General features: G+C 71.7%; 12 protein-coding genes and 2 tRNA genes. 9 read left to right on the forward strand and 5 right to left on the reverse strand.

Features of this window, described 5'->3' with window-relative positions:
• Positions 1-125: 125 nt before the first annotated feature.
• On the forward strand, positions 126-593 hold the full coding sequence (locus ACVGV0_RS05005) for a ribose-5-phosphate isomerase (protein ID WP_459158678.1): 468 nt from the start codon (positions 126-128) through the stop codon (positions 591-593).
• 83 nt (positions 594-676) lie between these two features.
• Entirely contained in the window at positions 677-1,492 is an 816-nt protein-coding gene (locus ACVGV0_RS05010) for an Fpg/Nei family DNA glycosylase (protein WP_459158679.1), read from the forward strand.
• A 24-nt stretch (positions 1,493-1,516) separates the two neighbouring features.
• Here ACVGV0_RS05010 and ACVGV0_RS05015 read toward each other — a convergent pair whose 3' ends face one another.
• The 3 genes from ACVGV0_RS05015 to ACVGV0_RS05025 all read right to left on the reverse strand — a co-directional run bounded on the left by ACVGV0_RS05015 (position 1,517) and on the right by ACVGV0_RS05025 (position 3,511).
• Complete coding sequence (locus ACVGV0_RS05015; protein ID WP_459158680.1) at positions 1,517-2,275, reverse strand: hypothetical protein; 759 nt, start codon at positions 2,273-2,275, stop codon at positions 1,517-1,519.
• A gap of 207 nt (positions 2,276-2,482) precedes the next feature.
• Positions 2,483-3,118 carry a 2'-5' RNA ligase family protein gene (locus ACVGV0_RS05020; protein WP_459159927.1) on the reverse strand — a complete coding sequence of 212 codons (636 nt, stop codon included), beginning with the start codon at positions 3,116-3,118 and terminating at the stop codon, positions 2,483-2,485.
• 322 nt (positions 3,119-3,440) lie between these two features.
• Positions 3,441-3,511 (reverse strand) — tRNA-Gly (locus ACVGV0_RS05025).
• Positions 3,512-3,836: 325 nt separating this feature from the next.
• Here ACVGV0_RS05025 and ACVGV0_RS05030 point away from each other — a divergent pair.
• From ACVGV0_RS05030 to ACVGV0_RS05060, 7 genes are all read left to right on the forward strand, one after another.
• Positions 3,837-3,910: transfer RNA gene (locus ACVGV0_RS05030), tRNA-Pro, on the forward strand.
• A 233-nt stretch (positions 3,911-4,143) separates the two neighbouring features.
• Positions 4,144-4,320 (forward strand): hypothetical protein, encoded by a 177-nt coding sequence (locus ACVGV0_RS05035; protein ID WP_459158681.1) that lies wholly within the window; start codon positions 4,144-4,146, stop codon positions 4,318-4,320.
• Positions 4,321-4,558: 238 nt separating this feature from the next.
• On the forward strand, positions 4,559-6,028 hold the full coding sequence (gene tig / locus ACVGV0_RS05040; protein WP_459158682.1) for a trigger factor: 1,470 nt from the start codon (positions 4,559-4,561) through the stop codon (positions 6,026-6,028).
• Positions 6,029-6,279: 251 nt separating this feature from the next.
• Positions 6,280-6,861: a ClpP family protease gene (locus ACVGV0_RS05045; RefSeq protein WP_459158683.1), complete on the forward strand. Its 582-nt coding sequence runs from the start codon at positions 6,280-6,282 to the stop codon at positions 6,859-6,861.
• A 119-nt stretch (positions 6,862-6,980) separates the two neighbouring features.
• Positions 6,981-7,607 (forward strand): ATP-dependent Clp protease proteolytic subunit, encoded by a 627-nt coding sequence (locus ACVGV0_RS05050; protein WP_459158684.1) that lies wholly within the window; start codon positions 6,981-6,983, stop codon positions 7,605-7,607.
• A 289-nt stretch (positions 7,608-7,896) separates the two neighbouring features.
• Complete coding sequence (clpX, locus tag ACVGV0_RS05055; protein ID WP_459158685.1) at positions 7,897-9,177, forward strand: ATP-dependent Clp protease ATP-binding subunit ClpX; 1,281 nt, start codon at positions 7,897-7,899, stop codon at positions 9,175-9,177.
• A 200-nt stretch (positions 9,178-9,377) separates the two neighbouring features.
• Positions 9,378-9,962 carry an alpha/beta hydrolase gene (locus tag ACVGV0_RS05060; RefSeq protein ID WP_459158686.1) on the forward strand — a complete coding sequence of 195 codons (585 nt, stop codon included), beginning with the start codon at positions 9,378-9,380 and terminating at the stop codon, positions 9,960-9,962.
• Positions 9,963-10,096: 134 nt separating this feature from the next.
• Here ACVGV0_RS05060 and ACVGV0_RS05065 read toward each other — a convergent pair whose 3' ends face one another.
• Together ACVGV0_RS05065 and fdhD are read right to left on the reverse strand one after the other, a co-directional pair.
• Positions 10,097-10,642: a 2'-5' RNA ligase family protein gene (locus tag ACVGV0_RS05065; protein WP_459158687.1), complete on the reverse strand. Its 546-nt coding sequence runs from the start codon at positions 10,640-10,642 to the stop codon at positions 10,097-10,099.
• A 160-nt stretch (positions 10,643-10,802) separates the two neighbouring features.
• On the reverse strand, positions 10,803-11,642 hold the full coding sequence (fdhD, locus tag ACVGV0_RS05070; RefSeq protein ID WP_459158688.1) for a formate dehydrogenase accessory sulfurtransferase FdhD: 840 nt from the start codon (positions 11,640-11,642) through the stop codon (positions 10,803-10,805).
• Between the last annotated feature and the right edge of the window lie 116 nt (positions 11,643-11,758).

Genomic DNA, 11,758 nt, shown 5'->3' on the forward strand with positions numbered 1-11,758 from the left:
GGTGCGGTCGGGCGCGGGGAACGGGACGAGCGGGCGGACCGGCCGCGGCGCGGATCCGACCGGGCACCCGGCGGAGAGCCTACCGGGCTGCCGAGCGGCGTGACGCGTTTGGCAGACTGCGCGGCGTGCGCGTCTACCTAGGCTCTGATCACGCAGGTTTCGAACTGAAGAAGCACCTGCTCGCGTGGCTGCGCGAGAACGGGTACGAACCGGTCGACGTGGGCCCGGAGGTCTACGACGCCGAGGACGACTACCCGCCGTTCTGCGTCGAAGCGGCCCGCCGGGTCGCCGCGGACGAGGGCAGCCTCGGGGTCGTCATCGGCGGCTCCGGCAACGGCGAGCAGATCGCCGCGAACAAGGTCCCCGGGGTGCGGGCCGCGCTGACGTGGAACGCGGAGACCGCCGAGCTCTCCCGCAAGCACAACAACGCGCTCGTCGCCGGCATCGGTGCGCGGATGCACAGCACCGAGGAGATCGAGGGCATCCTCCGCGCCTTCCTGACCACCGAGTTCGAGGGCGGCCGGCACCAGCGGCGCATCGACATGCTGGGCGACTACGAGAAGACCGGTCAGCCGCCCGCGCTGCCGAACTGACCGCCCCGGCGGCCCCACCGTTGACCACCGCGTCCCGGCCCGCCCCGCGGGCCGGGACCGATCTGCGCGGTCTGCGATCAGCCATGCCCGAAGGTCACACCCTGCACCGGCTCGCGCGGTTGCACGAGCAGCGCTACGCCGGAAGCCCCGTGCGCGCGTCCAGCCCGCAGGGGCGGTTCGCCGCGGGCGCGGCCGGGATCGACGGCGCCGTGCTGCGCTCCGCGGAAGCCCACGGCAAGCACCTGTTCCACACCTACGACGGTGATCGGACCGTGCACGTCCACCTCGGGCTGTACGGCACGTTCACCGAGTTCGAGCTGCCCGCGCCCGAACCCCGCGGCCAGGTGCGCATGCGCCTGCTCGGCGGTACGCACGGCACGGACCTGCGCGGGCCCGCGGCCTGCGAACTGCTCACCCCCGGCGAAGCGGCCGCCGTCCGCGAACGGCTCGGCCCGGACCCGCTGCGCTCGGACGCCGACCCGGAGCGCGCCTGGCGCCGCGTCTCCCGCAGCCGCACCACGATCGCCGCGCTGCTCATGGACCAGGCGGTGCTCGCGGGGGTCGGCAACGTCTACCGCGCCGAAGTGCTGTTCCGCCGCGGCGTCCCGCCGCACACCCCCGGGCGCGACCTCACGCCGCAGCAGTGGGAGGGCGTCTGGGCCGACCTCGTCGCCCTCATGCACGACGGCGTGCGGTCCGGGCGCATCGACACGGTCCGCCCCGAGCACGATCCCGTCGCCACGGGCCGCGAACCCCGGCGCGACCGGCACGGCGGCGAGGTGCACGTCTACCGCCGCGCCGGCATGCCCTGCCTCGTCTGCGGCAGCGAAGTGCTCACCGAGAAGCTGGCCGGCAGGCACCTCTACTGGTGCCCCGCCTGCCAGAAGGACCCGCGGTAGGGCTTCGGGGGAATCCGCGGCTCGTCAGAAGTCGAAGTCGAAGCCGTCGAAGAGCCCGCCGCCGTCGCCGCCCATGTCACCGCCCATGTCACCGGCGTCACCGCCGTCGCCACCCATGTCACCGCCGTCGCCGCCCATGTCGCCGGCGCCGTCGGCGGCCATGGCGGCCGCGGGTACCCCGGCCATACCGGTGAACAGCGTGCTCATCAGCAGGAACGAACCCGCGCCCCAAGCGCCGGCCACGAGCGCCGGCTTCCACCACGGCTGGCTGTACCAGCCCTCGGGCACGGGGCGCCCGGCCACGGTGCCGCCGGGGTAGTAGTGCGGGGTCTGCTCGGTCGGCGAGGGCGAGGCGACCTGCTGCTGGCCCTCGACCTCCACCTCGCGGTACTCGGTGACCCGGCCGGCCCGGGCGCGTCCCGAGGTGTCCGGCAGCTCCGGTCCCGGGTCCATGTCCATGGCGGTGCGCGCGGCGCGCGCGTAGTACAGCCCTTCCAGAGCGGTGTCCGTGGTCAACCGGGCCTGTTGGGTGCTCGTCGCCTGCTCCAGCTGGGAGGTGGCCGCGGTGTGCCGCTCCGACGCATCGGCGAGGGCCTGCTTCGCGGCGTCGTTGGTCCCCACGAGGTGCAGCACCTGGCCGCCGAGCCGCTCGACCCAGCGGCGCGCCTCCGCCTTGGCGTCGTCGAGTTCCCGCTGGCGCGCGGCCTCGGCCTTCTGGCGCGACCACCAGACGGCGGCCAGGAGGACCGCCGTTGCGAGCACGATGATGATGAGCGCTTCCACGCGTTGCCTCCCGCACACGACCGTTCGTCGTCGAGCCTACTCCTGCGCGGAACCCGAGCGGCCGGTTTCGGCGGGCGGCTCCGGGACGGGACGCCGCGGTGCTGCGGCGCGGGCGGCGAGGGCGGCAGCACCGCGCCCCGCTCCGCCCGCCGGGCGGTCCCCCGGTGCCCGCGTCACCCGCGGGGCCGCGTCCGCCGGGAGCCCGCGTCACTCGGGTGAACCGTCGAAGGGGAGCTCGGCGATCGTCTCCCACTCGGAGCAGGAGTGGTCGCGGTTGAGCTCGACCAGCGACAGCGAGGGCACGCGGACCGAAGCCGGGTCGACGGTGGTGGCACCGAGGGTGGCCACGGCGAAGATCGCGGGACCGTCCTGGCTCGAGTGCGCCAGGCTGATGTGCTGGTCGATGTCCTCCGGCTCGCCCGGGAGCCGGTCCTCGCCGAGCACGTCGGCGAGCCCGGAGCGCACCGAGCTGCGCAGCTCCCGCACGGTGGACTGCGGTTCCGCGGGAAGCGCCAGCGACTCCGGCAGCACGACCGCGCGCTGGAACACCAGCGACAGCGGGGCCGTGCCGGTGATGCGTTCGCGCACCGCCGGGACGAGCGAGTCCAGCTCCGACCGGTCCACCTCGTCGGAGAAGCCGATCTCCTGGACCAGGATGTGCATCCACTCCAGGGGAACGGGGTCGAAACCGGGGAGGTCGCGCAGTGCGTACTGGTACTGGTTGACGAGGTCACGCAGACCAGGCTGGCCGCCCAGTGACAGCAGCCAGGCGTAGCTCGTGCGCCCGGCGTGCCACCCGGGGCGCCAGCGGGCGTAGTTCCGGACCTGATCGGCGTGTGGCATGTCGATCACACCACACATACTGCACGGTTCCTTTCGCCTGTGGCGTCAGATTGAGCTATCTCACGCCGGTCGTGTCAAAGCCGTCCCGGGGCGCACCGCCGAGCGCGCCCAGCGTAGGGGTCGCGGCGCGCGATGGTGGAGGGGCGGTCCGCGGCGGGAGCGGTGCCGGGCCCCAGCAAGCGCCCCCAGCAAGCGGGTCCAGCAAGCGGGCCCGGCGGACGGGCGGCCGGGAACGGAGGAGGAACGCGGGCAACGTGCTCGCGACGAGGACCCCGCGACGAGGAAGGGGTGCGCCGGCATCGCGCCGACGCACCCCGTGCAGAGCGGGCGACGGGAATCGAACCCGCATAACCAGCTTGGAAGGCTGGGGCTCTGCCATTGAGCTACGCCCGCGTGTTCCGTTGTCGGAATCCGCACCGGATTCCGCGGTTCGCCGGTGCCACCGGCGGGATCCGCCAACTGGACCCACCAACTGGACCCACCAACTGGACCCACCAACTGGAGGCCGTTGCGACCGCCTGGTGAGATCGTAACCCAGCCCGCGGCAGCGGTGTCATCCGCCCCGTCCTGGACTCCACCCGCCCAGGCCTGCAGGTCGACCCGTCCCGTTCCCACCCGCCCCCGCCGCGTCCGCGGGCCGTGCGGAGTCGACCACGCGTGTTCGAACCGGCCCGTGCGCGATAGGCTCCCGGCAGGGTGTCCGCAGGGCGGACGCGACCGGGGTGTGGCGCAGTTTGGTAGCGCACTCGCTTTGGGTGCGAGGGGCCGTGGGTTCAAATCCCGCCACCCCGACCGTGTGATGTCTCAGGACATCGGCATAGCCCGAACCCGCAGATGTGGGTTCGGGCTTAGTGCTTTTTTGGGGGCGGGTCCGGGTGCCCCGCGGGGTCGGCGCCTCCGGGCGGCCCCGGCCGAGAACGGAGGGCGCCGGTCACCGGGGGTCATCGCGGGTGCCGGTCACGGAGCGCAGCGAGCGATCCCGCCGAACGGGTAACGATCACGGCGAATCGGGCGATCCCCACGGCGTGGACAGATTCCCCTCGCCGCCCCGCTGGTCCGCGGTGCTCGTGTGCGCCGGGTTGATGCTCGCGGTCGCGGTGCTCGTCGGCGTGTCCCTCGGGGTCGACGGCCCCGAGCCGGACATCCCCGCCCAGGTCGGCCCGTCGCAGGTCGGCACCGCCGTGCCGCCTCCGCGTCGCTGAGCGGGCGCCGCCGGTGGCGGTGGTGTGCGCTGTGGCGTTCGTGCCCGCCCGTCACGGGTGGTGCCGATGTGCTCCGCAGCAGCTGACCCCGGAGCGCGCACCCGCCGCGCGAAGCAATAGACTCAGTGGTCAGCCCGGCATCGGCGGGCGTGACAGCGGCGATTCGGCCGACGGCGGTTCGTCCGGTCACCCCGACAGGCAAAGCGCCGGGAGCAAGCACGTTCGACTAGGAGACCACGTGAAGAGCACCGTCGAGCACCTGAGCCCGACGCGCGTCCGGATCAATGTCGAGGTGCCGTTCGACGAGCTCAAGCCGAACTTCGACCGCGCGTACAAGGCACTCGCCCAGCAGGTCCGCATCCCCGGTTTCCGGCCGGGGAAGGTGCCGGCCCGGGTGTTGGAAAGCCGCATCGGTCGTGCCCCAGTGCTCGACGAGGTCGTCAATGAGGCAGTCCCGTCGAAGTACCTCGAGGCGGTCAACAGCACCGAGGTGAGCCCCCTCGGCCGCCCGGACATCGAGGTGACCAACATCGCCGACGGCGAGCAGATCGAGTTCACCGCCGACGTCGACGTCCGCCCGGAGGTCACCCTGCCCGCCTTCGGCGAGCTGTCGGTGACCGTGGACGACGTCGAGCTCACGGACGAGGAGATCAACGAGCAGCTCGACACCCTGCGGGCCCGCTTCGGGACCCTCACCGGGGTGGACCGCGCCGCCCAGCAGGGCGATTTCGTCACCCTCGACCTGTCGGCCACGGTCGACGGCGAGGAGGTCGAGGACGCCAGCACCAGCGGCCTGTCCCACGAGGTCGGCTCGAACAACCTGATCGAGGGCCTCGACGACGCGATCACCGGTTTGAGCGCGGGTGAGACCACGACGTTCACGACGACGCTGGTCGCGGGCGAGCACGCCGAGCGCGAGGCGGAGGTGACCGCCACGGTCGGCTCGGTCAAGGAGCGGCACCTGCCCGCGGCCGACGACGAGTTCGCGCAGATGGCGAGCGAGTTCGACTCGATCGACGAGCTCATGGCCGACCTGCGCGAGCGCATGGGGCGCGTCAAGCGGATGCAGCAGGGCATGGAGGCCCGGGACCAGGTCCTGCAGGCCCTGCTGGACAGCACCGAGGTGCCGGTGCCGGAGCAGGCGGTCGAGTCCGAGATCGAGACGCGGCACCACGACGCGGTGCACCCGTTCGACCACGACGACGAGCAGTTCAACGAGTCGCTGCGGCAGCAGGGCCGGACCCGCGAGGACTGGGACGCCGAGACCCGCCAGGAAGCGGAGAAGGCCGTCCGGACCCAGCTGATCCTGGACACCATCGCCGACGCCGAGGACGTGTCCGTCTCGGACAACGAGCTCACCGAGCGGATCATGTACCAGGCGCAGCAGTCGGGCATGAGCCCCGACCAGTTCGTGCAGCAGGTGCAGCAGTCCGGTCAACTGGGCGCGATCTACGCCGACGTCCGCCGCAGCAAGGCGCTGTTCAACGTCGTGCGGCAGGCGACGATCACCGACGCCTCCGGCAACGAGCTGGACATGGACGAGCTGTTCGGCACCGAGAACGAGGGCGGTGACCAGGACGAGGAGTCCGCGCCGTCCATCACGGAGGTCGAGGGCGAGGTCGCGTCAGCGGAGGATTCCGCCGAGGCCTCCGCCGAGTCGCAGGACCGGGACTCGGCGGACCGGGAGTCGGAGCAGAAGGACGGCTGACGCGCCGGCACATCACAGGAACATGCTCTGAGCGAACGTGGGCGGTACTGGGAAGCTGGTGCCGCCCACGTTCGTTAGGGTCGACGTCAGCGGATCACACCGGGGGTGAGCCCGCAACCGCGAAAGCCGCTCGGCGTCTTGCGCGGTCCACTGTAGACCCTCGCCCTCGGCGGGAAAGCCCAGTTGTGGGAGTAAGGCAGGGAATCGTGACGCAGCACCTGACTCAACCGGCGTCCGACGGGTCGCCGCAGATGCGAACCACCACGTCCAACGGGCTCTCGTTGACCGACTCGGTGTACGAGCGGCTGTTGCAGGAGCGCATCATCGTCCTCGGCACGCAGGTCGAGGACACGATGGCCAACCAGATCTGCTCGCAGCTGCTGCTGCTGGCCGCGGAGGATCCGGAGCGGGACATCGCGCTGTACATCAACTCGCCGGGTGGCTCGGTGACCGCGGGCATGGCCATCTACGACACGATGCAGCTGGTCAAGCCGGACGTCGCCACCGTGGCGATGGGCTTCGCCGCGTCGATGGGACAGTTCCTGCTGTCGGCGGGCGCCCAGGGCAAGCGGTTCTCGCTGCCGCACGCGCGGATCATGATGCACCAGCCCTCGGCCGGGCTGGGCGGCACGGCCTCGGACATCGCGATCCAGGCGGACGTGTTCTCCAAGCACAAGCGGGAGATGGCCGAGCTGATCGCGGAGCAGACGGGCCAGACGCCGGAGAAGATCCTCCAGGACTCCGACCGCGACCGCTGGTTCACCGCGCGGGAGGCCCAGGAGTACGGCTTCGTCGACCACATCGCGTCGGCGGCGAACCTGCCGCAGAGCTGAGCCTCCTCGACGTGCCGCGTCCGGTCGCGGTCGCGGGTGCGCAACCGCTGCGGACAGCGGCGGCGTGCAACCAGTGCAGCCTCTTCGTGAACCACTCCAGCGACAAGGAGTCACCTCTCGTGAGCTCGTTCCAGCTACCGCAGTCCCGTTACGTGCTGCCGTCCTTCGTCGAGCGCACGCCTTACGGGGTCAAGGAATCCAACCCGTACAACAAGCTGTTCGAGGAACGCATCGTGTTCCTCGGGGTGCAGATCGATGACGCCTCGGCCAACGACGTCATGGCCCAGCTGCTCTTCCTCGAGTCCGACGACCCGGACCGGGAGATCAAGATCTACATCAACTCGCCGGGCGGTTCGTTCACGGCGCTGATGGCGATCTACGACACGATCCAGTACGTGCGGCCGGACGTGAGCACGATCTGCCTGGGCCAGGCCGCCTCGGCGGCCGCGGTGATCCTCTCCGCGGGCACGAAGGGCAAGCGGCTCGCCCTGCCGAACTCCCGCGTGCTCATCCACCAGCCCTCGGTGGAGGGCCTCTACGGCCAGGTCTCCGACCTGGAGATCCAGGCCGCCGAGGTGGAGCGGATGCGGAAGCTCATGGAGGGCACGCTCGCGACGCACACCGGCAAGACGTCCGAGGAGATCCACGAGGACATCGATCGGGACAAGATCCTCACGGCGAACGACGCCGTGGACTACGGACTCGTCGACGAGGTGCTGCCCTACCGCAAGTTGTCGCGTTCGTGAGTGATGCCACCGGCACCGAGCCGGACATGCGCGGGCGTTCCGCCGTCCGCGGATGGTTTCCTGGGGTGTCGCCCGGTGACTGAGCGGAGCCGGGCGACACGGCCGGGGCACGACACGCCCGGCCGTCCCGCCGCGTGGCGCGTGCGTGGCCGCGGCCGCAGAAGCGCATGCCAGGATCGCGGCATCGCAGCGTCTCCCCGAAACCGGGGAACGCCGGGTACTGTCGAAGGCACGAACACGGTCAGGTGCGTCATCGGAGGACGCGCCGGAGGGGACGGGGTCAGCGGTCATGGCACGTATCGGTGACGGCGGCGACCTGCTGAAGTGCTCCTTCTGCGGGAAGAGCCAGAAGCAGGTGAAGAAGCTCATCGCCGGCCCCGGCGTGTATATCTGCGACGAGTGCATCGATCTCTGCAACGAGATCATCGAGGAAGAGCTCGCCGAGACGGGCGAGGCGAAGCTCGACGAGCTCCCCAAGCCGGGCGAGATCCACGACTTCCTCGACCAGTACGTCATCGGCCAGGACGGCGCGAAGCGCAACCTCTCGGTCGCCGTCTACAACCACTACAAGCGCATCCAGGCCGCGGAGAAGCGGGAGAGCCGCAGCGAGGAGCAGGTCGACCTCGCCAAGTCGAACATCCTCATGCTCGGCCCGACCGGCTGCGGCAAGACCTACCTCGCCCAGACCCTGGCGAAGATGCTCAACGTCCCGTTCGCCATCGCCGACGCCACGGCGTTGACCGAGGCCGGCTACGTGGGCGAGGACGTCGAGAACATCCTGCTCAAGCTGATCCAGGCCGCGGACTACGACGTCAAGCGCGCCGAGACGGGCATCATCTACATCGACGAGATCGACAAGGTGGCCCGCAAGAGCGAGAACCCGTCGATCACCCGGGACGTCTCCGGTGAGGGCGTGCAGCAGGCGCTGCTGAAGATCCTGGAGGGCACGCAGGCGAGCGTGCCGCCGCAGGGCGGGCGCAAGCACCCGCACCAGGAGTTCATCCAGATCGACACGACGAACGTGCTGTTCATCGTCGCCGGGGCCTTCGGCGGCCTGGATCAGATCGTCGAGGAGCGCGTCGGCAAGCACAGCATCGGGTTCGGGGCGGACCTGCGGGCGAAGTCGGAGATCGACACGACCGACCACTTCGGCGACGTCATGCCCGAGGACCTGATCAAGTACGGGCTCATCCCGGAGTTCATCGGCCGGCTGCCCACCGTCGCCAGCGTTTCGAACCTGGACCGGGAAGCGCTCATCCGGATCCTGACGGAGCCGCGCAACGCCCTGGTCAAGCAGTACAAGCGCCTGTTCGAGCTGGACAACGTCGAGCTCGAGTTCACCAAGGCCGCACTGGAGGCGGTGGCCGACCAGTCGATCCTGCGCGGAACCGGTGCCCGCGGCCTGCGGGCGATCCTCGAAGAGGTGCTGCTCCCGGTCATGTACGACATCCCGAGCCGCTCCGACGTCGCCAAGGTCGTCATCACCGAGCAGACGGTGCGGGAGAACGTCAACCCCACGATCGTGGCCCGACAGGCGGCGCGCCGGGAGCGGCGCGACAAGTCCGCCTGATCTCGGCCCATCCGCATCGCGCGGGCGCCCCCAGCTGGGGGCGCCCGCGCGCGTGTTCGGGCGCTGCGACCCCCGGCGCGGATCTACAGACACCCCCGCGCGGATCTGCACGCGGCCGCGGCATCGCGATTCCCGCTGCGGAACGCTCGAACATCGTCGATCATGTGTGGGGACCGTGACGGACGTTCGGGGGAGAGACGATGAGCGAATTGCGGGTGCTGTTGCTCCGCGACGCCGCCACTGGACCGTGGCACTGGCAGCAGTGGCTCACCAACCGCCTGGCCGAGCACGGTGTCGCGCTCAACGCGCTGCGCCTGCCCGCCACCGACAGACCCGCCCTCCCGCTGCTGCTCGCGGAGCTGCAGGGCGCGCTCGACGCCGTGCCCGAGACGGAGGAGCTCGTCGTCGTGGGCTACTCCCGCGGCGCCGCGCTGTGGCTGCAGCACGTGGCGCGCTTCGACCCGGCGCTCCGGCGGGCCGACCGCGTGCTGCTGTGCGCGCCCGCCGAAGGCCCCCCGCCCGACGTGGACGTGAGCGCCACGCGGCGCGCCGCCGGGATGACGCGCCTGGTCGTGGGCACCGGGGACGAGCAGCTGCCCATGCTGCGGGCGCACACGCTGGCCGACCGCCTGGGCGTGGACCTCGACGTCATCCTCGGCGGGGAGCACCTCACCACCGAGGCCGGCTACGGCCCGTGGCCAGCGATGCTGCGCTGGGTGCTGCACGGCACCGCCCCGCTGGTGGACCGCTACGAGGCGGAACTCGCCCGCGGCGAGCTCGTCTGACACGGCGACCGGGCGGCGCGGCGGAGAGGTGCACCGCGGGTGCGCGGCGGCACCGGTCGGGTGCGCGGCCAGGCGGCCACCGGCCGCCGCGCGGCGAGTGCCGCGTGCGGCGCCATCGGTGCGCGGTGGCCGCGTCAGGAGGTGGCCGCGCCCGTCACCTCGTCGTCGGCGAAGAGGAAGCGTTCCCGCACCTGCCATTGCCCGCCGGTGAACACCACCAGCCAGACCTCCTCCAGCACCGCGAGCACCGGCAGCACTCCCGTCACGGTGGTCTGGATCTGCGTCGCGGTCTCCTCGGCGACGCCGCTGGCGACCGTCACGTGCGGCGCGGTTACGCCGCCGCGCCCCTCGTACGGGGCGACGTCGGGCCACCGGGTCCGCACCGCGTCGGCCAGCGCCGCGACCTCGGTGCTGTCAGCGGGCAGGTAGACGAAGCCGTCCTCCTCCCTGCGGCACTCGGCCAGCGTCAGGGACGCGGTGCCCTGCGCCCGGACGATGCCGTCCAGCGCGTCGACGGTCCGCTCGTCGACCGCCGCGGCGTCCAGGAAGGGGTAGAGCAGCGAGATGTGCGCCGGGTTCTCCCGCAGCAGCGCACCGGGAAATCCCTGGCGGACGGTCGTCAGCACCGGATCCGCTTCCGGAACCGGCAGCACCAGTCCGGTGCGGCCCTCTCGCGACATGCGAACCTCTCCCTCGACCGAGTGGTGGAACTGCGGAAGCACCGGTCCGCCGCGGTGCCCCGCGCGACGAGGGGACGCGTCCCCCGTCCACACCTCCGATCGTGTCAGCGCAGCGGCGCGGCCGTCGACGAGCGCCGCGGGGCCGCCGCAGTGCGTCCCGTCACTCGGTGCCCGAACCGGTGAGCACGCGCGCGGCCTGGGTGTAGACGTTCATCGTCTCGCCGCGCAGGAACCCGACCAGCGTCATCCCCTGCTCCGCGGCCAGTTCCACCGCGAGCGAGGACGGGGCCGACACCGCGGCGAGCACCGGGATCCCGGCCATCGCCGCCTTCTGCACCAGCTCGAACGACGCGCGCCCGGAGACCATCAGCGCGCAGCTGCGCAGCGGGACGCGCTGGGACAGCAGCGCCCAGCCGAGCACCTTGTCCACCGCGTTGTGCCGCCCCACGTCCTCCCGCACGGCCAGCAGCGTGCCGTCGGGGGTGAACAGCCCGGCGGCGTGCAGCCCGCCGGTGCTGGCGAACACCCGCTGCGAGGCGCGCAGCGTGTCGCCGAACGTGGCCAGCGTGTCGGCGGAGAGGGACACCGGGTCGGCCGCGGGGGAGAAGCGGGTGCGCACGCGGACCGCGTCGAGCGCCGCCTTGCCGCACACCCCGCACGAGGAGGTGGTGTAGAAGTTCCGCTGCACCGAGGTGTCCGGTGGAGCCACGCCGGGGGAGAGGAGGACGTCGAGCACGTTGTAGGTGTTGCGCCCGTCCGGTCCGGGGCTGTCGCAGTAGCGCGCCCCGCTGACGTCCTCCGGCGCGCAGACCACGCCCTCGGTGAGCAGGAAACCGTGCGCCAGCTCCACGTCGTGGCCCGGGGTGCGCATGGTCACCGTGAGCGGATCACCGGCCAGGCGCAGCTCCAGGGGTTCCTCGGCGGCCAGCGTGTCCGGGCGCGTGTCGGTGCGCTCGGGGCTGACCCGCAGGATCGGGCGGCGCACCGTTACTCGTCCCATGACGCCTCCCTGCGTCGCGTCGTCGGGCCGGCCGCGGAGCCGGCGGCCGGCTGGCGGGCCGGTCCGCCGTTGCGCTCGGGCCGCGGCCTCCGCGGGGACCCGTGCGGATCGCGCTG

This window comes from Salinifilum ghardaiensis, assembly GCF_054491345.1.